The 23,945-nt window shown below is 62.2% G+C and carries 16 protein-coding genes and 1 pseudogene; 6 read left to right on the top strand and 11 right to left on the bottom strand.

Going from position 1 to position 23,945, the window contains the following annotated elements:
- The first annotated feature begins 8 nt into the window (after positions 1-8).
- Positions 9-1,361: a homogentisate 1,2-dioxygenase gene (gene hmgA, locus AWB69_RS01040; RefSeq protein ID WP_062081136.1), complete on the top strand. Its 1,353-nt coding sequence runs from the start codon at positions 9-11 to the stop codon at positions 1,359-1,361.
- Positions 1,358-2,674 carry a fumarylacetoacetase gene (gene fahA / locus AWB69_RS01035; RefSeq protein ID WP_062081134.1) on the top strand — a complete coding sequence of 439 codons (1,317 nt, stop codon included), beginning with the start codon at positions 1,358-1,360 and terminating at the stop codon, positions 2,672-2,674. Before hmgA ends, fahA begins: the two co-directional genes overlap by 4 nt.
- 40 nt (positions 2,675-2,714) lie before the next feature.
- Here the strand turns inward: fahA and AWB69_RS01030 are convergent, their stop codons facing one another.
- Positions 2,715-3,887, bottom strand: coding sequence for an MFS transporter (locus AWB69_RS01030; protein ID WP_062081131.1), 1,173 nt, complete (start codon positions 3,885-3,887; stop codon positions 2,715-2,717).
- Positions 3,888-4,128: 241 nt separating this feature from the next.
- On the opposite strand from AWB69_RS01030, the gene AWB69_RS01025 reads away from it, so the two are divergent.
- Positions 4,129-4,581: a hypothetical protein gene (locus AWB69_RS01025; protein ID WP_062081129.1), complete on the top strand. Its 453-nt coding sequence runs from the start codon at positions 4,129-4,131 to the stop codon at positions 4,579-4,581.
- Here the strand turns inward: AWB69_RS01025 and pdeM are convergent.
- The 6 genes from pdeM to AWB69_RS00995 all read right to left on the bottom strand — a co-directional run bounded on the left by pdeM (position 4,575) and on the right by AWB69_RS00995 (position 12,868).
- Positions 4,575-5,240 (bottom strand): ligase-associated DNA damage response endonuclease PdeM, encoded by a 666-nt coding sequence (pdeM, locus tag AWB69_RS01020; RefSeq protein ID WP_062081127.1) that lies wholly within the window; start codon positions 5,238-5,240, stop codon positions 4,575-4,577. The genes AWB69_RS01025 and pdeM overlap by 7 nt on opposite strands.
- Complete coding sequence (locus AWB69_RS01015) at positions 5,237-7,858, bottom strand: ligase-associated DNA damage response DEXH box helicase (protein ID WP_062081125.1); 2,622 nt, start codon at positions 7,856-7,858, stop codon at positions 5,237-5,239. Before AWB69_RS01015 ends, pdeM begins: the two co-directional genes overlap by 4 nt.
- On the bottom strand, positions 7,855-9,525 hold the full coding sequence (locus tag AWB69_RS01010; RefSeq protein WP_062081123.1) for an ATP-dependent DNA ligase: 1,671 nt from the start codon (positions 9,523-9,525) through the stop codon (positions 7,855-7,857). The genes AWB69_RS01015 and AWB69_RS01010 overlap by 4 nt, the downstream gene beginning before the upstream one ends.
- A complete protein-coding gene (locus AWB69_RS01005; RefSeq protein ID WP_062081121.1) occupies positions 9,522-10,586 on the bottom strand; it encodes a ligase-associated DNA damage response exonuclease in 1,065 nt (354 codons plus the stop codon). The genes AWB69_RS01010 and AWB69_RS01005 overlap by 4 nt, the downstream gene beginning before the upstream one ends.
- A gap of 264 nt (positions 10,587-10,850) precedes the next feature.
- A complete protein-coding gene (locus AWB69_RS01000; RefSeq protein ID WP_062081338.1) occupies positions 10,851-11,843 on the bottom strand; it encodes a 2-hydroxyacid dehydrogenase in 993 nt (330 codons plus the stop codon).
- A 44-nt stretch (positions 11,844-11,887) separates the two neighbouring features.
- Positions 11,888-12,868 carry a LysR family transcriptional regulator gene (locus tag AWB69_RS00995; RefSeq protein WP_082913213.1) on the bottom strand — a complete coding sequence of 327 codons (981 nt, stop codon included), beginning with the start codon at positions 12,866-12,868 and terminating at the stop codon, positions 11,888-11,890.
- A 581-nt stretch (positions 12,869-13,449) separates the two neighbouring features.
- Between AWB69_RS00995 and aspT the strand changes: the two are divergent.
- The 3 genes and pseudogenes from aspT (at position 13,450) to AWB69_RS00980 (ending at position 17,960) form a co-directional block, all read left to right on the top strand.
- A pseudogene (aspT, locus tag AWB69_RS00990) lies at positions 13,450-15,137 on the top strand (aspartate-alanine antiporter).
- Between the two features lie 76 nt (positions 15,138-15,213).
- Positions 15,214-16,995, top strand: a complete 1,782-nt coding sequence (locus AWB69_RS00985) for an aspartate-alanine antiporter family protein (protein ID WP_062081118.1) — start codon at positions 15,214-15,216, stop codon at positions 16,993-16,995.
- Between the two features lie 119 nt (positions 16,996-17,114).
- A complete protein-coding gene (locus AWB69_RS00980; RefSeq protein WP_062081115.1) occupies positions 17,115-17,960 on the top strand; it encodes an aldo/keto reductase in 846 nt (281 codons plus the stop codon).
- 60 nt (positions 17,961-18,020) lie between these two features.
- On the opposite strand, the gene AWB69_RS00975 is transcribed toward AWB69_RS00980, so the two are convergent.
- From AWB69_RS00975 to AWB69_RS00960, 4 genes are all read right to left on the bottom strand, one after another.
- Positions 18,021-20,093 carry a dipeptide ABC transporter ATP-binding protein gene (locus AWB69_RS00975; RefSeq protein WP_062081113.1) on the bottom strand — a complete coding sequence of 691 codons (2,073 nt, stop codon included), beginning with the start codon at positions 20,091-20,093 and terminating at the stop codon, positions 18,021-18,023.
- Entirely contained in the window at positions 20,090-20,953 is an 864-nt protein-coding gene (locus tag AWB69_RS00970; RefSeq protein ID WP_062081110.1) for an ABC transporter permease, read from the bottom strand. Before AWB69_RS00970 ends, AWB69_RS00975 begins: the two co-directional genes overlap by 4 nt.
- Positions 20,950-21,981: an ABC transporter permease gene (locus AWB69_RS00965; RefSeq protein WP_062081108.1), complete on the bottom strand. Its 1,032-nt coding sequence runs from the start codon at positions 21,979-21,981 to the stop codon at positions 20,950-20,952. The genes AWB69_RS00970 and AWB69_RS00965 overlap by 4 nt, the downstream gene beginning before the upstream one ends.
- 69 nt (positions 21,982-22,050) lie before the next feature.
- Positions 22,051-23,736, bottom strand: coding sequence for an ABC transporter substrate-binding protein (locus AWB69_RS00960; RefSeq protein ID WP_062081106.1), 1,686 nt, complete (start codon positions 23,734-23,736; stop codon positions 22,051-22,053).
- Positions 23,737-23,945 lie beyond the last annotated feature (209 nt).

Below are 23,945 nucleotides of genomic sequence, written 5' to 3'. Positions count from 1 at the left end.
GACAAGCCATGAAACCAGAATCGCCTGGCGCATTCACGAGTCACACTGAAACGAGCCGCCACTATCAATCGGGCTTTGCCGCCGACTTCGCGACCGAGGCGTTGCCCGGCGCGCTGCCGCTCGGCCGCAATTCACCGCAGCGCGTGAACTATGGGCTGTATGCCGAGCAGCTTTCCGGCACTGCCTTCACTGCGCCGCGCGGGCATAACCGGCGCTCGTGGTTGTATCGGATACGGCCGGCGGCGGTGCATCAACCGTTCACTCAAATGGAAGGTGATGAACTACGCGCCAAACTCGTCGCGAACTTCGCCGAGGTGCCGCCCACTCCGCCGAATCAGCTGCGCTGGGACCCGCTGCCAATGCCCGGTGCGCCCACGGATTTCATCGACGGCTGGGTGACAATGGCCGGTAACGGCGCGGCTGAATCCATGCACGGTTGCGCGATCCATCTCTACGCTGCGAACCGTTCGATGCAGAACCGCTTCTTCTATAGCGCCGACGGCGAACTGCTGATCGTGCCGCAGGAAGGGCGGTTGTCCATTGCGACCGAACTCGGCCGGCTCGATATAGAACCCTTCGAAATAGCGGTCATTCCGCGCGGCGTGCGTTTTTCCGTCTCGCTTCCCGATACCACCGCGCGCGGCTACATCTGCGAGAACTTCGGCGCGTTATTGCGGCTGCCGGACCTTGGACCTATCGGCTCGAATGGTCTTGCGAACCCGCGCGACTTTCTCACGCCGCATGCGGCCTACGAGGACCGCGAAGGCGCGTTCGAACTCGTCGCGAAGATGAACGGCGTGTTGTGGCGCGCGGATATTGGTCATTCGCCGCTCGACGTGGTCGCGTGGCACGGCAACTATGCGCCGTACAAATACGATCTGCGCCTGTTCAACACCATCGGTTCGATCAGCTTCGACCACCCCGATCCGTCGATCTTCCTCGTGCTGCAATCGCAGACGGATACGCCGGGTGTGGATGCCATCGATTTCGTGATTTTCCCGCCGCGCTGGCTCGCGAATGAGGATACCTTCAGGCCGCCCTGGTTTCATCGCAACGTCGCGAGTGAGTTCATGGGCCTGGTGCACGGTGTCTACGACGCGAAAGCCGAAGGGTTCATGCCTGGCGGGTCGAGCCTGCACAACTGCATGTCGGGACACGGGCCGGACGCGCAGACCTTCGAGAAGGCATCGAACGCGGATACATCGACGCCGGTGAAAGTAGGCGACACGATGGCGTTCATGTTCGAAACGCGCACGCTGATCAAGCCGACCCGCTTCGCCCTGGAAACCGCGCAGCTTCAGGCGCATTACTACGAGTGCTGGCAGGGGCTGACCAAACATTTCAACCCGGAGCAACGATGAGTTTTTCAGCCGGCCCGACTCATGAAGTGCTTGAAGCGACGCGTGATTCAAGGCTTAAAAGCTGGATAGAATCCGCGAACGATCCGGCAAGCGACTTCCCGGTCCAGAACCTGGCGTTCGGCATTTTCTCCGATGAAGTCAATCCGCTGCCACGCGCGGGCGTTGCGATCGGCGACTGGATTCTCGATCTCGCCGTCGTGCATCGCGCGGGGTTGATCGAAGGCGACCCCGTGTTCGCGCAGCCCACGCTGAATGCGTTTATCGCATTGGGACGCGACGCGTGGCGAAGCGTGCGTGTCCAGGTGAGTGCGCTGCTCGCCGCCGATTGCGACACGCTTAAAAACGATCCGGGGTTACGTTCGCGAGCGCTCGTGCCGAGGGCGAGCGCAACACTGCATCTGCCCATAGATATCCCCGGCTACACGGATTTTTATTCATCGAAGGAACACGCGACCAACGTCGGCTCCATGTTCCGCGATCCGAAGAACGCGCTGCTGCCGAACTGGTCGGAGATGCCGATTGGGTACAACGGGCGCGCTTCATCGGTGATAGTGAGCGGCACGCCAGTGCGCCGGCCGAGCGGCCAGATCAAGCTGCCCGATGCGGAGCGGCCCGTGTTCAGCGCGTGCCGCAAGCTGGATATTGAACTGGAGACGGGGTTTGTCATCGGCGCGGGAAATGCGCTGGGTGAACCCATTGGCTGTGAAGAGGCCGAGTCGCATATCTTCGGCATGGTGCTGCTTAACGACTGGAGCGCCCGCGATATCCAGCAATGGGAATACGTGCCGCTCGGGCCGTTCAACTCGAAGGGTTTCGCGACCACCATCTCGCCGTGGATCGTCACACTCGACGCGCTCGAACCGTTCCGTACCGCCACGCCGAAACAGGAGCCCGAACCGCTCCCGTATTTGCGCCATACCGGCAATCACGCATTCGATATCGAACTCGAAGTGCATCTGCGGCCCGCGTTGGCTGAGTCGGCAACGAAGCTCTCGCGAACCAATTTCAAGCTGATGTACTGGTCGATGGCGCAGCAACTCGCGCATCACGCGGTGGCAGGATGCAACACACGCGTGGGAGACCTGATGGGTTCCGGCACGATCAGCGGCCCGACGCCGGATTCATGTGGAAGCCTGCTTGAAATGACGTGGAACGGACAGCGCCCGATCACGCTGGAGGAGGGCGGCGAGCGCAGGTTCATTGAAGACGGCGATGAATTGACGCTCACCGGATGGTGTCAGGGCGAAGGGTATCGTGTGGGATTCGGCGAATGCAAAGGTGTGATTTTGCCCGCGCGTGGCGTCGCCGAGTAGAGCGCAGCGCCTCGGCGCTGCGCTTCTCAGAAGGCTGAACCTAAACCGCCTGCCCGATACTCGCGCGCCGTGTCCGTCGATCCAGCGACGCCGACAGCAGCGTCAATCCAAACGCGCCGCAGGCCATCAGTACGCCCACCCACGGCAGCGCAGTGAGCGCGGCACCCGCACCAATTGTCATGCCGCCGAGCCACGCGCCTGTCGCGTTGCCGAGATTGAATGCGCCTTGATTCAACGTGGACGCGAGATTCGGCGCATCGCTGGCGCGGTTCACGATCAACATCTGCAAGGGCGGAACGATCGCGAAAGCGAGCACGCCCCAGACGAAGATGGTGATCATCGCGGGAATGGCTGCGTGCATCGTAACGGCGAAAATGGCCTGGATCACGATGATCGATACAAGGAACGTCAGCAGCGAGCGCAATAGCTTCCAGTCCGCGAGCTTGCCGCCGAGCGTGCTTCCTACCGTCAGCCCAAGCCCGAACAACAGCAGCACCAGCGTGACCGCATGAGGCGAAAAGCCGGTGACGTCTTCGAGGATCGGCGTGATGTAGGTGAACACGGAAAACAGACTCGCCGATGCCAGCACGCTGATGCCCAGCACCATCAGCACTTGCGGATTCTTGAGCACGTTGAATTCGCGCAGGATGCTGGATTCGCGCATCTCGATGTGCTTCGGCAGGCACACGGCGAGCGCGCCGGCCGCGCCCAGCCCGATCAGCGTCACGACCCAGAACGTGGCACGCCAGCCGGCCGCCTGACCGAGCGCGGTGCCAAGCGGCACGCCGAGCACATTCGCCAGCGTAAGGCCCGTGAACATCAGCGCAATGGCCTGCGCGCGGCGGTTGGGCGCGACCAGATCCGCGGCGACCACCGAACCGATGCCGAAGAAGGCGCCATGACAGAACGCGGTCAGAATGCGCGCCACCATCAGCATCCAGTAACCCGGCGCGATCGCGCACAGCAAGTTGCCGACTATGAATACGCCCATCAGGCTCATCAGCGCTTTCTTGCGCGGCATTTTCGCGGTGACGATCGCGAGAATGGGGGCGCCGATGGTCACGCCCAGCGCATAACCCGACACAAGCATGCCGGCCGCGGGGATGGACACCCCGAGATCCCGCGCGACGTTGGGCAGCAAGCCCATGATGACGAATTCGGTCGTGCCGATACCGAACGCGGCAATGGCGAGGGCAAGAAGGGGCAGAGGCATGGGGTAAGCGGTGACTGTGTGCTGGCCGGTCGCGCGTTATCGGAGTGAAGGACGCAGGCTCGGGCGAGCTGAAGGAATCAAATTGTACCGAACGTTGCTGGTTTTCTTAGTGAAAACCCTGAGATTTGTGCAGTTGATTCAAGCAGTTGGGCTTTCGGCCTTACGCCTTTGGCGATCCGTGTTGCTTTTTGTCATCGCGCGGACTAGGTTGCGGATTCCTGCTTTTCCAACAAGGACCTTGATGACTGCGCTCCGGCAATTTTTTCCGTTGATTGTTGCCGCGCTGCTGGCGTTCGCGGTCGCGCCGGGGGCATTGGCTCAGGAAGCCAACGTGAGCGCCGGGCCGATCCGCACCACGGGCGGCAGCGTGGTGTTCGTTCAGCAAGGAGACAGTATGGAAGCCCAGATCGATGGCAAACCCTTCGACCGACTGAACGCCCGCCGCATTGCGCATTTCGACGAGCCGTCGGGTGCGCGGATGATTGTCGAAGCGTTCGATACCGGCGCACCCGAACTCGTTCTCTACGATTTCAGCAGGCGTCCACCCACGGTCGAGCGTTTGACAAAACGCATGAAACTCACCGGCGTGTTCTGGCAGCGCGATGAAGTGGTGCTGAAAAGCACCGATGGCTGGTACAGGTTCCAGCGCGGGACGCTCACGAAACTGACTTCGTCGAAGATGACTTATCACTGAGTCCGCACCGCCATTACCCGTTCCCCGGCGACCACGAAGACCCGCTCGCCGCGCGCGCTTTCGTTCACCTCGAAGCCGCCGGTAAACGCGCCGAACGCGGGCAGCACGCCGGCCTCTGCACCGAAACGAAAACACGGCAATCTCGCGCTATCGCGCCGGGTCGCGACCCGGTACACCGGATGTTCGTGCCCCGCCAACGCATACGCGCCCGCCACGCGCTGCGGGTAATGACACAGCGCCCAAGGCCCGAGTCTGTACGGCTCCGCAACCACCTCGACTGCCAGCGCATCCGGCGGGCCGCCCGCGTGCCGATCGTGATTGCCCTCCACAAGGATCAGCCGCAAGCCGGCATGCCGCCCGCGCCATTCGGCCAACGCGCCAAGCGTGCTCAACGCATGCGACTCACGTGCGTGCAGCAGGTCGCCGAGGAACACGATCGTCACCGGCCGATGCGTCAGGATCAGGGCGTCCAGGCGCGCAAGCGTTTCCCCCGTCGAGCCCTCCGGGACAGGAATACCGCGAGCGCGAAACACGGCGTCCTTGCCGATATGTGCATCGGCGATGAACAAGGTTTGCCGCACCGGATCGAATGCCGCCCGCTCCGCCGACAACACCAGCGCATGGCCGCCAATATCCACCGTCAACGCCTCGAGCATCATGCGCGTGCCGCCTTTTCCAGATCGGCGAGCATACGCGCGACGCGATCGGACAGCTTCTCGGTGCTCACCTTCTCCCGCAACCGCGCGATGATCAGCGGAAACGCAAAGGGCGTTGGTTTCTTCGGGCGAGTCAGTGCCAGCCGGCTCGCGCTCATGCTCCCGAGCGCCGTGCGAATCCTCTCCAGGTCGAGTTCCTGCAACATGACCTCTTCCTCGGCCTGCGCAAGCAGCAGGTTGCCGCTGTCGTGCCGGCGAAAAACTTCATAGAAAAGTCCACTCGATGCCTGCAATTGGCGCGCGCTTTTTTGTTGCCCGGGGTGACCCTGGAAGACCAGCCCGGACACCCGCGCGATCTCGCGAAAACGCCGTGCTGCAAGCTCCGACGAATTGAGGCTCGCGAGGATGTCGTGTTCGAGATTATCCGGCGAAAAAAGTCCGTCCCGTATGAGCGTTTCCCAGTCGAACGGTTGCGCGGACAGCAACTCGAAGCCGTAGTCGTTCATCGATATGGAGAAAGTGCTCGGTTGGTCGCGCGCCATGCGCCAGCCGATCAGCGACCCAAGCCCGACATGCGCCATTCGTCCTGCAAACGGATAACAGAACAGGTGATGCCCCTCGCGCGAACGAATCAGCTCGACCAGCAGCACACCCGGCTCGGGCAGCGCCGACCACTTCGCCTGCAGTTCGAGCAGCGGCCGCACAGCCTGCATCTCGGGCTCGTTGTAGACGCCGTTCACGGCGCGGGCCAGCATCATCAGCGTGGCATCGGCGAGTTCGGATGACAGCGGCATCTTGCTGCCGGCCCATTGAGGCATCGCGCCGCGCGAGGACGTTGCGCGTTTCACATACGCGGTCATCTCGCGCACGCGCACGAGCTCCAGTGCGCGGCCGCCGAATGTGAACACGTCGCCAGGCTTCAGGCGCGAGATGAATGACTCTTCCATTGCGCCAATCCGGCCACCTGTCATATACGCGATGTTGATGGTCGCGTTCGCGACAATCGTGCCGACGTTGTTGCGGTGGCGCCTGACCAGATCCTCACGCGGCACGCGATACACACCGTCTGCATCGCGCGTCACACGGTGAAAGTCGGGATACGCCGCCAGCGAAGCGCCACCGCGTTCGACAAACGCCAGCGCCCAGTCGAACTCCTGCCGCGTCAGGTTGCGATACGCGTACGTCGTGCGTACCTCATCGAAGAGATCGGGTGCCTTGAAACCACCGCCTATCGCAATGGTCACCAGATGCTGGACTAGTACATCGAGCGGCTTGTCGGGCATCTCCCGGCCTTCTATGCGGCGTTCCTCGACGGCCCAGCGCGCGGCAGCCGCTTCCACGAGTTCGAGCGCGTGGGTGGGCACGATCGTCACCCGCGACGTCCTCCCTGGCGCGTGGCCCGAGCGTCCCGCGCGCTGCATCAGACGCGCGACGCCTTTCGGCGAGCCGATCTGGAACACGCGGTCGACCGGCAGGAAGTCGACGCCCAGATCAAGGCTCGACGTGCAAACCACCGCTTTCAACAGGCCGTTTTTAAGCCCGAGTTCAATCCACTGGCGGACTTCCTGATCGAGGGAACCGTGATGCAGTGCGATCAGACCCGCCCAGTCGGGACGCGATTCAAGCAGCGCTTGATACCAGACCTCGGCCTGTGAGCGCGTGTTGGTAAAAACAAGCGAACTGCGTGCATGGTCGATCTCGGCGGCGACCGGTCCAACCTGACGTGTGCCGAGGTGGCCGCCCCACGGAAAACGCTCGATGGTCCCAGGAATCAGCGTATCGACGATCAGCGTTTTCGGCTGCGCGCCCCGCACTACGACGCGCGGCGTTTTCACCGGCGTGAGCAACGCGTCGTGGGCGAGATCAAGATTACCGAGCGTCGCCGATAACCCCCACACTTGCAGCATGGGCCGCCAGTGCGCAAGACGAGCGAGGGCGAGCTGCGTTTGCGTGCCGCGCTTATTGCCGAGCAGCTCGTGCCATTCATCGACAACAATCAGCCGCACGTGCTTCATCTCGTCTTTGGCATTTGCGCGCGTGAGCATCAGCGTGAGACTTTCGGGCGTGGTGACCAGCGCACTCGGCATGCGCTTGTTTTGCCGGGCGCGTTCCGCGGAAGGGGTATCGCCGGTGCGCAAACCGATGCTCCACGGCACCGCGAGTTCTGTCACGGCAGTCTGCAATGCGCGGGCGGTATCGGCGGCGAGGGCACGCATGGGCGTGATCCACAGCACGGTCAGCGGCGCGGGCAGCGTGGTGCGTCTCGTGTCCTCGGGAACGTATGCCGCCAACGCGCCCAGCCATACTGCCCACGTCTTGCCGGCGCCGGTGGTCGCGTGGAGCAGGCCGCTCGCGCCTCCTGGAATCCCGGTCCACACTTCGCGTTGAAACGGAAACGGTTGCCAACCGCGCCGTTCGAACCATGCGGCCAGACGTGCCTGGAACGGCAGGTTCGCCACGTCCGGGTCGATGGTTATCGGCGCGGGCCGAAACAACTCTGCCACTGCATCGGCCTTCGCCTGTGCCGCGCGTGTTTTCGGTACCCGGCGCGCACGCGGTACATGGCGCTTTGATTTGGCATCCTGATCATTGCGTTCATCCTCATCGGCCGGTGCGCTCATGGCGCTGCCCCGTCGAGGAAACCCTTGAGCATGCCGAGCGTATCGGCGTCGTCAATATGCTTGTCCGTGCGCCATCTCAACATGCGCGGAAATCGCACGGCAATCCCGGACTTGTGGCGCGGACTCGCCTGGATCCCTTCGAAGCCGATCTCGAACACGAGCGTCGGCGTGACACTGCGCACCGGTCCGAACTTTTCGATGGTCGTCTTGCGCACGACCGCATCGACCTTGCGCATCTCTTCATCCGTCAAGCCCGAATACGCCTTGGCGAACGGCACGAGGGTGCGCACGCCATCGGCTTCGTCCCACACAGCGAAGGTGAAGTCGGTGTACAAACTTGCGCGCCGGCCATGGCCGCGTTGCGCATAAACCAGGACCGCGTCAATGGCGTAAGGATCGATCTTCCATTTCCACCAGGTCCCCGACGCCTTCGTTCGCCCTACGCCATACATCGACTCGCGTCCCTTCAGCATCAGGCCTTCAACACCCCGGCTACGGCTTTCGTCGCGCAACGCGGCGAGGGATTCCCAATCGGGCGCATGGACCATGGGCGAGACCCGCAGCAAGTCCACCGCCAATGTTTCGCCCAACGCGGCGGCCAATGCGTCGAGTTGCGCGCGGCGTTCGATCAGCGGCGTGACGCGCAGATCGCGGCCACCGGCTTCCAGCAGGTCGTAGGCGAGAAACGTGGCGGGCGAGTCGGCAAGCACTTTCTTCGACAAGGTCTTGCGCGTGATCCGCGGTTGCAGCCGCGCAAACGGCAACGGCGTGTCGCCGCCGGGTTCCCACGCGAGGATTTCACCGTCGATGACGGTGCCGTCGGCCAGCGCTGCACCCAGCGACGCGAGTTCGGGAAAGCGGTCGGTGATGAGATCTTCGCCGCGCGACCACAACCACACCCGGCCGCCGCGCTTCACGAGTTGCGCGCGAATGCCGTCCCATTTCCATTCGATAACCCAATCCGACGGCATCCCGAGCGTCGTCGGATCGGCTTGCAAGGGATGTGCGAGGAAAAACGGATAGGGCAAACCGAGATCGCTTTCGTGCGGCGTGGCGGTGTTTTCTTCGGCCGTGCTTTCCGGTCCGATCAGCCGCAGATAACGCGCCGCGCCCGGCGCTTGCTGCGAGTCGGTCCAGCCGACCATGCGCTGCGCAATGCGCTTGTGATCCACCCCCGCGACTTCGGCGAGCGCGCGCACGACGAGCTGCCGCGCGACGCCCACCCGAAAGCCACCGCCTATCAGCTTGGTCAGCAGGAAACGTTCGCTCCAGTCGAGTTCGTCCCAGTAGCCGAGCAAGCGGGTTCGAAGTTCGGCGGGCTCCAGACCGCGCAAGGTCAGCACGCGTCCCTCGATCCATTGCGCGAGGCCGAGTTCGGATGTGCGCTGTGCGGGTGGCAGGATGTGCGCGATGGTTTCGGCCAGATCGCCGACCGCTTGATACGACTCGTCGAAGAGCCATTCGGGTAAGCCGGCGCGCTCGCGGGCGAACTCGGTGAGAAGACGGGTTGGTACCGACTGGCGAGGTTTGCCGCCGCTCAGAAAATACGACGCCCACGCGGCGTCCTCGGGCTCGGCCGCCGAGAAATACGCGATCAGCGCCTCGAGCTTTTCTTTCGTCGACGTGGTGGCGTCCAGGGCGGCGTAGAGCGCGGCGAAGCGTTTCATTGTGAGTCGGCCGCGGGCGAAGGAGCGGGGTCGGCGGCGCTCTCCGCTGCGTCGGCTTCTATCGCGTCGTCGCCAAATTCGGTCTTGAACGCGCTCGCCTCCAGACCCTGTTCGCGCAGCCATCGGACCATCGGCTCGATTTGTCCGTGCGTGACAATCACGCGTTGCGCGCCCGTTGCATCGATCGCGGTTTGCAACCCAGGCCAGTCGGCGTGATCGGAGAGCACGAAACCGCGGTCCACGCCGCGCCGCCGCCGCGTGCCACGCAGTCGCATCCAGCCCGACGCAAACGCGTCGCTATAGTCGCCGAAGCGGCGCATCCATGCGCTGCCCTGCGCCGATGGCGGCGCGATAATCAGCGCGGCCTTGAACGCCGTCTTGTCTTTCGCAGCGATGTCGCTGACGGGCCGCGTGGATGGCAAATGGACGCCTGCTTGCTCGTACGCCCGGTTCAGCGGTTCCACGGCGCCGTGGCAAAAGATCGGGCCAATGGCCGGATCGACTCCGCCAAGAATTCGCTGCGCCTTGCCGAACGCATAGCAGAACAGCACGGAAGCCCGGCCTTCGGCTGCGTTATGCCGCCACCACGAATTAATGCCGTCGAAGATCGTGCGGGACGGGTCCCATCGATAAATCGGCAAGCCGAACGTGGATTCCGTGATGAAGGTGTCGCAGCGAACCGGTTCGAACGGCGCGCAAGTGGGATCGGGTTCGACCTTGTAGTCGCCGGAGGCGACCCAGACGCGCCCCGCATGTTCCACGCGTACTTGAGCGGAGCCGAGCACGTGTCCGGCCGGATGCAGCGACACGGCGACCCCGTTGACGATAAGGCGCTCGCCGTACGGAACACCTTGCAACGAAATACCCGGCAGCCGAGACAGCAACACGCCGACACCCGGTTCAGCCGCCAGATAACTCGCATGCCCGAAGCGGGCGTGATCGGCATGGGCGTGGGTAATGATTGCCCGCTCGACGGGCCGCCAAGGGTCGATATGGAAATCGCCCGGCGGGCAATAGAGGCCTTCCGGCCTCGCGACAATCAAGTCTTGCGATGCGTCCAACCGGTCCCCACTCGCGAATAAATCGATAACGCCAGACTAAGACCGGCCCGGAAACGGGGCGACCCTGAACGACTGACGCAGATAGCCCAGCCGTCTAAACGGCATTGAACCACAGCAAATGGCGTGCCACCTGCGCAATAAAGCTGAAATGATTTTGTAATTATTAATTGTATGAAGAATTGATGGATTATCGGAAAAGCCGATTTATCGGACGGAAACTATAAAAAACATTCCGCCTGCATTCGAATCAGGTAAATGAATTGCTCAGGGAAGTACCTGATAGCGCGGAGAGCCATCGAACCACGCTTTTACATTCCCAAGCGTGGTATTGGCGATCTCGCCGAGCGCTTCGCGTGTGAAGAAAGCCTGATGCGAGGTAGCGATAACATTCGGAAACGACAATAGCCGCGCGAGGACGTCGTCCTGCAGCATGTGATCGGAATGGTCTTCGAAAAACAGCCCGCCTTCTTCTTCATAAACGTCGAGGCCGAGATGGCCCAACTGGCCACTTTTCAAGGCGCCAATGAGCGCCTGGCTGTCGATCAAGCCGCCGCGGCCCGTATTAATCAGCATTGCCCCGTGTTTCATGCGGGCGAGTGCGGCGGTGTCGATAAGGTGATAGGTGGAAGGTAAAAGCGGGCAATGCAGGCTGACAATGTCCGACTCCGCCAGCAGTGTATCCAGCGGCACATAATGCGCCCCCGCTTGTAGAAGATCGGCTGCTGGCGCGCCAGGATCAAACGCCAGCAGCTTCATTCCAAACCCGGCCATGATGCGTCCGAATACCCGTCCGATCACGCCCGTGCCAATAATCCCAAGCGTTTTGCCATGCAGGTCGAAACCCAGCAGGCCGTTAAGCGAAAAATCGCCATCGCGAGTCCGGGCATACGCCCGATGCAGTTTGCGATTCAACGTCAGGATCAGCCCGGCGGCATGCTCGGCCACCGCATGCGATGAATACGCAGGCACACGTACGACGCCAATTCCGAGCCGGACTGCCGCTGCCAGATCGACGTGATTAAAGCCTGCCGAGCGTAGCGCCACGAGTTGCGTGCCGCCTTCGTGAAGCGTTTCCAGGGTGGCTTCGTCCAGGATGTCGTTCACGAAAGGGCATACCACTGCGCAACCGTGAGCAAGCACGGCGGTTTGCGCGTCGAGCTGTGATTCCTGGAACTGCAGGGAGTAACCAAACGCCGCGTTTGCTGCAGTGAAGACGTCCCGGTCATATTGCCGGCTGCTGAAGACGATCATGTGAATCGGCATCGAACGGTCTCCCCGCCAGCCTGGAAAATCTGTGTCAGTTAATTAACCACCGCGCTTGTCGGGGGCACCATCGAAAGCCGTGCGAGAACGGTTTCCGGCTGCGGCAATCCGACTTCTCCGCCCGGGCCCATGTGCTCGAGCGTGTAGTCAATGAACGCGCGCGTCTTGGCCGGCAGATACTGGCGTCCCGGATAAACGATCGACACCTTCACGTCCGGATCATCAGTAGCGTAATCGCCCAGCACGCGTACCAGGGAACCGTCCTCCAGGTCCGCCGCAACAATCCCTTCGGGAATGATGGAAATGCCCATGTGCGCAAGCGTCCCCAGCCGTACCATCAACGCGCTGTTGACAGTATAGACAGGCGCGAGCGTGACTTGATCCGCGCTGCCGTTGTTGCGATGCCGGAAGTGCCAGGTCGCGCTGCGCATTTCGCTGGGCAGCGCGACGAACGAGTGGTGCAGCAAGTCGCCCGGGGTGCTGGGCGAGCCGTGTTCTTCAAGATAAGCCGGCGTCGCGACGGGAATCAGCGTGTTGGTGGCGACCGGGCGTTCGACCAATGCCGTGCTCGAGACCATGAATGCCGTGACAATACCAACGTCAAATCCGTCTTCCACCAGATCCGCATGACGCTCGGACAAGGTGAGCCGTACGTTCACCTTTGGATAGACCTGCCGGAAACCGTCTATCAGCGGTGTCAGCGCCATCAGCGAAAGCGATCCGGAAGCCACAACGCGCAATGTGCCGCTGGGGTCGCCCTCGGTATGCGCCACCATCGACTCGAGATGATCGAGTTCTTCGAGCAATGCGCGGCAGCCTTCAAGATAACGCGTGCCGGCTTCTGTCAGTGAGAGGTTACGAGTAGTGCGATTGATTAACCGGGCGCGCAAATGCGCTTCGAGCATTGCAATTGCGCGAGTAACGAGCGCGTTTGATACATCGAGTTGTTGTGCCGCTCTCCGAAAACTCTCGGTTTCCGACACTCGTACGAACACACGCATGGCATGAATTTGATTCATCGTCTCTTACCTCTCAGGGTCCAACTCAGCGTGGGACCGTATTGCGCATGACCACGCATACGGCATTTTTTGATCGGCGCCAAAAAAAACGTATTGACACCTATGCGGAATTGCAATATTTCCTTCGTTTCTCGTTTGCATTCCGCATTAACCGCAAGACTTTCATATCTGTTTATTCATTGCAATGAAAATTTACACTTGCGCAAATTTTGGAATGGATCGTCTGATTTATTCAAATGCTTGTTTCAAGAGTTGTGTTACGTCATTCTGTTTTTTGAGGCACTGATAAGCCTCCTGGCTTATTGAATACAAACAGGCAATCCGCCTTGCCGAACCGGGAGGTACTCTGCCGGACTTAGTCAAACAGCTGTTTTATTGAGTAAAAACACGTTGGTCGTGCGTCAAAAATCAGGGAGGAAGTTAAATTCATACCGTCCCGGCTTGACGGCTGGCAAACTCACATCCAAGAGGCGCACTATTCATCGATTTCAGAATCGCGATCATAATTAATCGAATCCTTAATTTAATAATTCAAGCCGCTTGATCGTTGCATTTGAATAATCAATAGAGGTGATAATTTCATGATCTGGAACTTGTTGGCGAGTCAACCCGAAATTGCATTGTTCGCGAGCCTGGCAATCGGCTTTTTCATTGGTTCTTTCAAGTTCGGACCCATACAGCTCGGCGGGGTATGCGGCACCTTGATTGTGGCGCTGATTCTCGGACAAAGCGGTGCGCGCCTTTCACCGGATCTGAAGAATATTGCATTTGCGCTGTTTATTTTCGCGCTGGGTTTCACCGGCGGACCACAATTCTTTGCGAACATCGGCCGGGGCTGGCGTTATGGGCTCCTTTCCGTTGTCGAGCTGGTGGTGGTACTCGGACTCGTGCTCGGCGCCGTCGCGCTCTTCAGGCTGGATCGCGGCACCGCGGCCGGTTTGCTCGCCGGCGCCGCGACGGAATCGGCCGTGGTTGGCACGGCATCCGAAGCCATTGGCAAGCTCGCGCTGCCTGCTGCCGAGATTGCCCGGCTGCAGGCCAACATTGTCACCGCCTACAGCGTGAGCTACCTGTTCGGGCTCGTCACCATCGTGTTGTTCACCAGCCAGATCGCGCCGCTGTTGCTGCGCGTGAATCTGCGCGATGAAGCCGAGCGCCTGTGGCGCGCGCTCGGTGGCGACAGCGTGCTGGCGGAGGGCCAGCGGCTGGCCGCACCGTCGCTGGTGGCGCGCGAGGTCAGCGTCACGGGCGCGGCGGACCTGAGCGTCGATACCCTCGAAGGCCGCTATGGCAACGAACTCACCGTCGCACGGGTGATGCGCGGCCGCTCGCCGGTCAAGGCACAGCCAAATCTTGTGTTGAAGAAGGGCGACCGGATCGTGATTGGCGGGCGTCGCGCGGCACTCGTGGAGGCGTTGCCCGCGATTGGTGAGGAAGTCACCGGCAGCGATGTTGCCGACGTCTATGCCACCACCCTCGACGTCATGCTCACGCGGCGCGAAGTGCATGGCCTGACGGTAGCGCAGGTGCGCGCCCGTGCGACGCCCGCCGATGGTCACGGCGTTTATATATCGGCCGTTACGCGGCTGGACAGCACGATCCCGGCGTTGCCGGGGACGGAGTTGCATCGCGGCGACGTGTTGACGCTGATCGGGGCGGCCGAGGACGTGCGGCGCGGCGCGGCGCGGCGAAGCTGGGCTACGTGGTGCGCACAACGCTGAAGACTGACTTCGTGTTCCTGGGCCTGGGTGTGATTGCCGGGATTGTCGCGGGGCACTTGAGCGTGCCCCTCGGCGACGTACAGGTCGCACTGGGAACGGGCGGCGGTTGTTTGCTGTCCGGGCTGCTGTTCGGCTGGATCCGCTCGCGTTATCCCGTGATCGGTTCGCTGCCTTCCGCCGCGGCGCAAGTGCTCAAGGATTTCGGCTTATGCACGTTTATCGCGGCGGTCGGGTTGGGGGCAGGCGCGGACGCCATCCGCCTGATCCGAGAGTATGGCTTCGCGTTGCCGCTGGCGGGCGTGGTCATCACGCTCGGGCCGGCGCTGGTGTCGCTCGCGGTCGGGCGCTGGTTGCTGAAACTGGAAGTGCCGATGCTGCTCGGCGCGATCGCCGGGCAGCAATGCAGCACGCCCGCGATCAGCGCGCTGGTCGGCGTGACCGGCAATGCGACGCCGGTAATCGGCTACACGATCACTTATGCATTGTCGAATGTATTGCTGCCGCTGATGGGGCCGGTGATCGTCGGGCTGGCAGGCAAGCTGGGATGAATCCTTTTTACGTTGTAACAGGTGGCATAGGCACGTAGGCGGGTAGGGCAGGACACACGAAACTAGCGAGGGCACTATGGATTGGATACATCAGATATTGACGAAATCGCCGGAGATTGCACTATTCCTGTCGCTAGCGGTGGGGTACTTCATCGGTCAGATCAACTTCGGCAAGTTCCAGCTTGGCGGGGTGGGTGGGTCTTTGCTGGCGGCGGTGGTCATCAGCCAGTTCGGTGTGCAGATCGATAACGGCGTCAAGTCCGTCATGTTTGCGATCTTCATTTATGCGGTCGGCTACGACTCGGGGCCGCAGTTTTTCAATTCGCTGTCGCGCAAGACCTTGCGTGAGATCGCGATGGCGGTGTTCCTCGCGGTATCGGCGCTCGCGACGGTGCTCGTCTGCGCGAAGCTGTTCGGCTTGAACAAGGGCATTGCGGCGGGGCTGGCAGGCGGCGCGTTGACCCAGTCCGCGATCATCGGCACGGCGGGCGATGCCATCGCCCGGCTCGGCCTGCCGGTTGCGCAAACCAAGGCGCTCCAGGGCGACGTGGCGGTGGCGTATGCCGTGACGTACGTATTCGGGTCGCTGGGCGCGATCATCGTGTGCGTGAACATCCTGCCGAAGTTCATGGGGCAGGGTTTGAAGGAAGCCGCCGCGGAGGCTGAGAAAAGTTTGCTCGGCGGCGCGCCCGAGCACGGGGCCGGACAGACGGCGGCGATGCCGGAGCTCGTCGGGCGGGCTTATCGCGTGACGGGCAGCAGCGGCAGCAGAGGCGCGGCGGTGCGCTCAGGCGGTGCCGATCCGGGAGGGCTGGCCGTCAAGGCTGGTCCGGGCACGGTGAGTGCGAGCGGAGCTGCAGGCCGGACGGTCGCCGAGATCGAGATGGCTGAATCCGACATGATCACGATCGAGCGAATCCGCCGTGCGGGCAAGGCGGTGGAGCCGAGGCCGGACGTGATGCTGCAAGTCGACGATATCGTGCTGGTCGTCGGCCGGCGCGAGGTCATGGTGACGGCGGCGTCCAACATTGGCGAAGAGGTGGCGGACACCGACGGCATCAGTGTCGTGATGCAGAACCGGCAGGGCGTGTTCACGCGCAAGGGCATGAATCACATGACGATTGCCGCGGTGCGCACCACCGTGGATCGTGATCTGCGGCACGGTGTATTCGTGCAGGAGATTCGCCGGGCGGACCAGCCGTTGCCGATTCTCCCGGAGACCCAGCTCGAACATGGCGACGTGATCACGTTCTACGGTTCGCCGCAGGATACGAAGCGCGCCGTCGATGCGGCGGGCTATGAATTGCCGATTACCAACAAGACTGATTTCATCTACATGGGTGTGGGGATTGTGATCGGCTTGTTGATCGGGGTGATCGTGGTGAATGTGGGTGGCGTGCCGCTGACATTGGGCTCCGGCGGGGGCTGTTTGCTGGCCGGGCTGGTATTCGGCTGGATGCGGGGCAAGCACCCGATGTATGGCGTGATGCCGTCGGCGGCGTCGCAATTGATGAAGGATTTCGGGCTCGCGGCGTTCGTGGCGGCGGTCGGCCTGAACTCCGGGCTGGCGGCTGTGGTGACGGTGAAGAACAGCGGCCTCACGATCTTTTTGCTGGGCGCCGTTGTCACGATATTGCCGCTCGTTCTCACCATGCTGTTCGGCCGATACGTGTTGCGATACACAAACGCAGCGCTTCTGGCAGGTGCCCTGACCGGATCGCGTAGCGCGAATCCTGCGTTTGGCGGTGTGCTGGACAAGGCGGAAAGCGCGGTGCCTACGGTTCCGTTCGCGATCACCTATGCGTTGGCGAATGTATTGCTGACGCTGCTGGGACCGCTGGTGGTGGGATTGGTCTGATGAAGGGTTGAGTGCACGGGATAGCGCGAACTCATGCACACTCACGTGCACTCAAAAAAGTTTGAACCGGGGGCCATGGCGTGAGCCCAACAACATCAAGCATAAAAGGAGAAGCGTCCATGACTTCGCAGCAGAAAACCGTTCATCTTCCCAAGGGAGAGCAACTTCCGGCGTTGGGCCAGGGCACCTGGGAAATGGGCGATAACGCCAGAACCCGCAACGCGGAAATCGCAGCGCTTAACGCCGGCGTGGACTTGGGCCTGACCGTGATCGATACAGCGGAAATGTACGGCGAAGGCGAGAGTGAAAAACTGATCGCCGAAGCATTGAAGGATCGCCGTGACGCGCTTTTTATCGTCAGCAAGGTCTATCCGCATAACGGTAGCGAAGCCGGGGTGAAGGCCGCATGCGAACGAAGCCTCAAGCGGCTGCAGACTGACCGCATCGATTTATACCTGCTGCACTGGCGTGGCGGCGAGGATCTTGAAGGGGTGATCGGTGGCTTTGAGGCCTTGAAAACGCAGGGCAAGATCCGCCACTGGGGCGTGAGCAATTTCGACACGGAAGACATGGTCGAACTCTTCGCGCTGGAAAACGGCAACCGGTGCGCGACCAACCAGATCTTGTACAACGTCGCACGGCGCGGTCCCGAATTCGATCTCCTGCCATGGCTGCGCGAACGCAATATGCCTGCAATGGCGTACAGCCCCGTCGATCACGCACGCTTGCCGAAACAAAGCGTACTGAATGACATTGCGAAGGCCCGCGGGTTGTCCCCGATGCAAATCGCGCTCGCCTGGGTCCTGCAACAACCGCAGGTCATGGCGATCCCGAAAGCGGGGAGTGTCGCCCACGTGATCGAGAATGCGGCGGCGCGAGAGGTGAATTTGTCGACGGAAGAACTGAGTCTCATCGACACCCAGTTCAAACCGCCGAAATCAAAACGCTCGCTGGAAATGCTTTAAACCTTCAGGCCGCTGACACGCAGACATGCTGGCCTGATGCGCATGCGCGGACCCAAGCGCTCATTCAGGCTTTTGCAAGCGCCTCAGGTCGGCCACGGGAATGTGGCATCGAATCCGGTGCCCATCGGTGGCGTGCGCGTACGGTGGTTCCTGCTGCTCGCAGATCGCACCGATCTTGCGCGGACATCGGGTATGAAACACGCAGCCGGAGGGTGGATTCGCCGGGCTCGGCAGCTCGCCTGAAAGCCGGATGCGCTCGTGCGCCCGCGGTTCATCGCCGATCGCCGGAATCGATGACAGCAACGCCTCGGTATAGGGATGATGCGGTCCGTCGAACACGTCCGTCGCCCGGCCGATCTCCATCAGCCGGCCGAGATACAGCACGGCGATACGATCGGATAAATAACGCACCACATGCAGGTCGTGCGAGATAAACACGTAACTCACGCCGCGTTCGCGCTGCAAGTCGACGAGCAGGTTCAGGATGGCGGCTTGCACGGAGACGTCGAGAGCGGAGGTGGGCTCGTCGCAGACCACGACTCTCGGATCGCCGGCGAACGCACGCGCAATCGCCACACGCTGTTTCAACCCGCCCGACAATTGCCGCGTGCGCGAACTCAGGTACCGTTCGGGCAAACGCACGGCGGCAGTGAGCGATTGCAGCCGCGCTTCCTTCGCCGCGCCGCGCAACGCGCCGAGTTTCGACAACGACCGTGCGATCAGCCGGCGCACCGAATGCGCCCGGTTCAACGCGGAATCCGGATTCTGGAACACGATCTGCAGCGACTTGACCTGCTCGTCATTGCGGCTTGTCACGCGCGCGGGCAGGGCGGCGCCATCGAGTTCTATGGACCCGCCCGCGTCCGGCGAGAGCAAGCCCAGCAGGAGCTTAGCGAGGGTTGTCTTACCGCTGCCGGATTCACCGACAAGCCCAAGCGTTTCGCCCAGCGCGAGTTCAAGCGATACATCGTGCACCGCTCTCAGCGATTCCCCGCCGACATGAAACGTCTTCGATAAATTCTCCGCGCGCAACGCAACCGGTGCATCCGTCCGATCGATACCCGCGCCAAGGACCTCGGGGGTTGCACGCGGCAATTCGGTCGCGCGTTCGTGATAGTGGCAGCGCGCCATCTGGTCGCCGTGCGCGGCCTTGACACGATACGGCGGCGGCGCGTCACGATGACAACGGTCATCGGCGAGCTTGCAGCGCTGCGCATAGATACACCCCTGCGTCACCGATCCCGGCAGCGGCAGCGACCCGGGGATGGTGTCGAGCCGCCCTGTGTCCTTGCTGCGTCCCGTGGTCGGCAGGCAGCGCAGCAAACCGACCGTGTACGGATGCCGCGGCCGCGCCAATACATCGCGTGTCGTGCCTTCTTCGACCAGTTTGCCGGCATACAACACGCCGATGCGATCACACATCCGTCCGATCACCGCCAGGTTGTGGCTGATAAAAAGCACCGCTGTACCCAGCTCTTTGCGCAGTTGCGCGATCAGGTCGAGCACCTCGGCTTCCACCGTGGCGTCGAGCCCGGTAGTGGGTTCGTCGAGGATCAGCAACTCCGGATTGCACGCGAGCGCCATGGCGATCACCACGCGCTGCTGCATGCCGCCCGATAATTGATGCGGATAACTATCCATCACGCGCTCGGGCGACGCGATCCGCACGCGCCGCAAGATCTCGATGGTGTGTTCCAGCGCTTCAGTCGCCGACGCGCCCGCGAGTTCGAATGCTTCAGACACCTGCCGCGCGATGGTCAGCGACGGATTCAACGCGCGGCCCGGGTCCTGATAAACCATCGATACCGCGTTGGCGCGCATGTGCCGCAAGACGTCGGCGTCCATCGCAGCGATGTCGCGGCCGGCGATCGAAATCTTCCCCGACTTCACGCGGCCGCTGCGCGGCAGATAACGCACTATTGCGAGCGCGGCGGTGGATTTGCCGCAGCCGGATTCGCCGACCAGCCCGTACGCCTCGCCGCGTTTCACCCGCAGCGAGATGTCCTGCAATACTTCGCGGTCGCGGCCGCGCGAGCGGTACGCAACCGTCAGGCCGACAATAGTCAGTGCGTCGGTTTCGGCGCTCTTCGATCCATCGAAGATGGGGAAGGCAGAGGGCGGCGGTCCGTTCATCGATCGAGCACTCCCTGGATGCCGTCGGCGACGAGGTTCACGCCGACAACCAGCGAGGCGATCGCCGCGGCGTCGAACACGACCGTCCACCACGCGCCGCCCGCCATCAGCGTGTAGCACTCCGAGAGTGCGAGGCCCCAGTCCGCGGACGGCGGTTGAATGCCGAAGCCGAGAAACGACAGCGTGGCGACCGCGAAAATGGCATAACCCAGCCGTACGGTGGCTTCCACGATGATCGGCTGCAGCACGTTCGGCAGGATCTCCGCGAACATGATGTAGAACGCGTTTTCGCCGCGCAATTGCGCGGCCAGCACGTAGTCGAGATTGCGTTCGGCGAACACCGCGGCACGCACGGTGCGCGCGGTGATTGGCGTGAAGGTGATGCCGATCACCAGGATCACGGTGAGGTTGCTCGCTCCAACCGCCGCGAGGGCGAGCAATGCAACGATCACCAGCGGCAACGCCAGCACCGCGTCGATCAGCCGGCCGGCCACGTTGTCCACCCATCCATCGAAATAACCGACGATCAAGCCAACCGCCGTCCCCGCCACTGTGCCAAGCAGCGTGGCCAATGGTGCGATGGTGAGAATGTCGCGTGCGCCGACGATCACGCGGGCGAACACATCGCGGCCGAGCTGATCGGTGCCGAACCAGTGCGTGGCGTCGGGCGGCGTGAGCGAGTTCAACGGATCGGATGCATACGGGTCCTGCGGCACGACCCAATGCCCTATCAGTGCGCATGCGACCCAGAACAACAGGATCAGCGCGCCGATCACGAACGTGGGCGAGCGCAGCAGAGCCTTGCTGCGTTCAAAACGCGGTGCCTTGTGCGGCGCGGGGGCGACGGTTGCGGTACTCATTGTGCGTTCCCCACCCGCAAGCGCGGATTCAACACAACATACAACGCATCCGCGATCAGGTTTGCCACCGTGTAGATCACGCCCACAGTCAGCACGCCCGCTTCGAGCATGGGAAAGTCCTTGCCCTTGGCTGCGTTATAAATGAGCGAGCCAATGCCCTGGTAGTGAAACAGCGTCTCCACCACCACCAGGCCGCCGATCATGTAGCCGAGTTGCGTGGCTGCGACGGTGACGGTCGGCAGCAGCGCATTGCGCAGCACGTGCCGCATGATCACCACGCGGCGCGGCAGGCCCTTGAGGATCGCGGTGCGGGTGTAGTCGGCATCGAGCGCTTCAACGGTACCTGCACGCGCCATTCGCGCGATGTAGCCGAAGAACACCAGCACCAGCGGCAGTACCGGCAGGATCAGATGCTGCAACTGGACGAAACCGTTCGACCCTGGCGGATACGTCGCTTCAATCGGCAGCCATTGCAGCCAGATGCCAAAGATCAGGATCAGCACGATGGACGAGACGAACTCCGGCACCACCGTCGCCGATAACCCCGCAATGCTGATGGTCCGGTCAATCCAGCGCCCCTCGTGCAGCGCGGCGTAGACACCGCCGGCAATGCCCAGCGGCACGACCACGATAAACGCCAACGCGCCAAGCTTCGCCGAATTCAGCAACGCCTGGCCTATGAAGGGCGCCACCGGCGCGCGATACGAATACGACTCGCCCATGTCGCCGCGCAGGAAGTGGGTGATCCAGCCGGCATATTGCGTGAACAAGGGCCGGTCGACACCCAGTTGATGATTGAGTGCGGCGACCGCGCGGGCGTCGGCTAGCGGCCCGAGGATGGCGCGGCCGACATCGCCGGGAAGCAACTGGCCGCCGGCGAACACGATCACCGACAACAGCCACAACGTGATGATCGCGAGCAGCAGCCGCACGCCTACGAACCGCGCAATGCGCGCGGCGCTTCCGGCGTTGCTGCGTGAGCTTGTTTTCGACGCGCCCGCCGCGGCGGGAGGAGAGACCGTGTTCATTATCGGAGCGTCCTCGGGTCAGGCTTCATTCAGCAGACTTCAATGAGCGCGAGACTCAAAAAGAACCGCCTACGCGCCGATAGTCGCGCGTTGGAAGTACAACTGCGAAATGGCATTGAAGCGCACGCCGCTCACGTTCGCCCGCGTGACGATCAACTGATCGTAGAAATAGGGAATCACAAGCGGCGTTTCATCGAGCAACAGGGCCTGGATCTGGCCCGACAGTTTTTTCTGCGATGCCACGTCGAGTGCCGCCACGAAATCCGCCACCAGCTTGTCGTATTGCGGATTCTTGAAATGCGCGGCGTTCCAGGTGCCCCCGCTGGTCAATGGTGCGTTGAGAAACACGTTCGGCACGCCACGATGCCCGTAGTCCGTAATGCCAAGCGGCGAGTCGAGCCAGTCCGACTTGCCGTACGTGCCGGCGCCGTAATACAGCTCCTGGCTTTCCACCTTCAGCGTGATGCGGATGCCGACCGCCTTCGCGGCGTTCTGGATCACGACCGCGAGATCGGGAATCTCCATGTACTTCTCGGTCGTGAGCGTGACGTCGAAACCGTTCGGCACGCCTGCCGCCGCGAGCAGCTGTTTTGCCTTCGCGACATCGAGCTTGCGTTGCGGCACGGACAGGTCGCTGGACGGAAACACCGGGGAGAACGGGCTGTCATTGCCCAGCGCCGCGCGGCCCTTGAACAGCCCCTTTACCAACACGTCGCGATTCACCGCCAGCGCCAGCGCCTGACGCACGCGCTTGTCCTTGAACGGACCGGTGTCGGTACGCATATGCATTTGCCTGTGCGCGCTCGACTTCACACCCAGCACCTTGAACTCGGGGTTCGTCATCATGCTGAGCCCGCCCTGCACGGTGAAATCCCCCATCACGTCGGCTTGCCGGCCTTGCAGCGCGAGCAGTTCCGATTGTTCGTCGGCGTAGAACGCGAACGTCACCCGGTCCGGCAGCGCTTTCTCGCCCCAGTAGCCGGGATTGCGCACGAACGCCGCGCCCACTTTAGGTGTGTACGACTCGAACTTGAAAGGCCCGGTGCCCGGAAACGACTTCTCGTATGTGCCGCTGAAATTCGCCGGCAGGATCACGGCGTTGTACGTATCCGATGACACGTAATACGGGAAATTGCCGTTTGGCGCGTCGAGATGGAACTCAACCGTCATGTCGTCAATAACCTTCACCGATCCCTTCGATAACACCCCCTTCAGCACCGACAGCGCGGCTGACCCGCTGGCCGGATCGGCGAGGCGGTTGAAGGTGGCGGCCACGTCCTTGGCTGTCATCGGCTGGCCGTCGTGGAACTTGACGTTCGGGCGCAGCTTGAAGGTCCAGATATCGCCTTTGTCGTTTGGCTTCCACGAGAGCGCGAGGGAAGGTCGGAGCTTGAGCTCCTGACCGTCGTCGTCGATAAGAAATTCGCCGGTCTGGTTGATCAACGCGAGGCCGGCAGGGTCGGTGACGGTGAGCGGATCGACCTGGCCCGACGGTGTCAGATGCGCCACGCGGATCGTGCCGCCGGGTTTCCCCGCGGGCGTCTGCGCACGTGCGTGCGGCATGCCGATCAGGCCGCCGGCGGCGAGCGACAAACCAGCCAAGCTCGCGTGCCGCAGCAACTCGCGCCGCGAAAGCCGGCCGGCCTTGAATTCATCGATCGCGTGGTTGCCGAGTTCTCCCGCCGATCCCCTCGACTGTTCCAGCTCTGCATGGAAGGGGAAACGCGAAGTGAGATCGGGTACGGTCTTTTTCATCGGGCTGTCCGGTTCGGGGGCGGTTGTTGTTTTGACTCGACGACACTGCGTTGGCTGAACCGGGTTCGGATATCCGGTCTTGGCGGCGGCAGTGACGGAATCGGATGCGCTTTCAGTTTAGCGGAGCAAAGACTGTTCCGATTCCCGCCGCGCGCATCGCGGATCAATTAATTGCGCGGCTGTCGGACGAGCGCGACGTTACGGAAAAG

Source organism: Caballeronia udeis, assembly GCF_001544555.2.
In the GTDB taxonomy this organism is placed as follows: Bacteria; Pseudomonadota; Gammaproteobacteria; order Burkholderiales; family Burkholderiaceae; genus Caballeronia; species Caballeronia udeis.
The sequence above is the reverse complement of the archived record's forward strand: the minus strand, read 5'-3'. Positions and strand labels throughout refer to the sequence as shown.

Coding starts and splice junctions, on each gene's coding strand:
- AWB69_RS00980 (WP_062081115.1), top strand. CDS start 17,115: ATGACTTCGCAGCAGAAAACCGTTCATCTTCCCAAGGGAGAGCAACTT.
- AWB69_RS00970 (WP_062081110.1), bottom strand. CDS start 20,953: ATGAGTACCGCAACCGTCGCCCCCGCGCCGCACAAGGCACCGCGTTTT.
- hmgA (WP_062081136.1), top strand. CDS start 9: ATGAAACCAGAATCGCCTGGCGCATTCACGAGTCACACTGAAACGAGC.
- fahA (WP_062081134.1), top strand. CDS start 1,358: ATGAGTTTTTCAGCCGGCCCGACTCATGAAGTGCTTGAAGCGACGCGT.
- AWB69_RS00975 (WP_062081113.1), bottom strand. CDS start 20,093: ATGAACGGACCGCCGCCCTCTGCCTTCCCCATCTTCGATGGATCGAAG.
- AWB69_RS00985 (WP_062081118.1), top strand. CDS start 15,214: ATGGATTGGATACATCAGATATTGACGAAATCGCCGGAGATTGCACTA.
- AWB69_RS01025 (WP_062081129.1), top strand. CDS start 4,129: ATGACTGCGCTCCGGCAATTTTTTCCGTTGATTGTTGCCGCGCTGCTG.
- AWB69_RS01030 (WP_062081131.1), bottom strand. CDS start 3,887: ATGCCTCTGCCCCTTCTTGCCCTCGCCATTGCCGCGTTCGGTATCGGC.
- AWB69_RS00960 (WP_062081106.1), bottom strand. CDS start 23,736: ATGAAAAAGACCGTACCCGATCTCACTTCGCGTTTCCCCTTCCATGCA.
- AWB69_RS00965 (WP_062081108.1), bottom strand. CDS start 21,981: ATGAACACGGTCTCTCCTCCCGCCGCGGCGGGCGCGTCGAAAACAAGC.
- AWB69_RS01015 (WP_062081125.1), bottom strand. CDS start 7,858: ATGAGCGCACCGGCCGATGAGGATGAACGCAATGATCAGGATGCCAAA.
- pdeM (WP_062081127.1), bottom strand. CDS start 5,240: ATGATGCTCGAGGCGTTGACGGTGGATATTGGCGGCCATGCGCTGGTG.
- AWB69_RS00995 (WP_082913213.1), bottom strand. CDS start 12,868: ATGAATCAAATTCATGCCATGCGTGTGTTCGTACGAGTGTCGGAAACC.
- AWB69_RS01010 (WP_062081123.1), bottom strand. CDS start 9,525: ATGAAACGCTTCGCCGCGCTCTACGCCGCCCTGGACGCCACCACGTCG.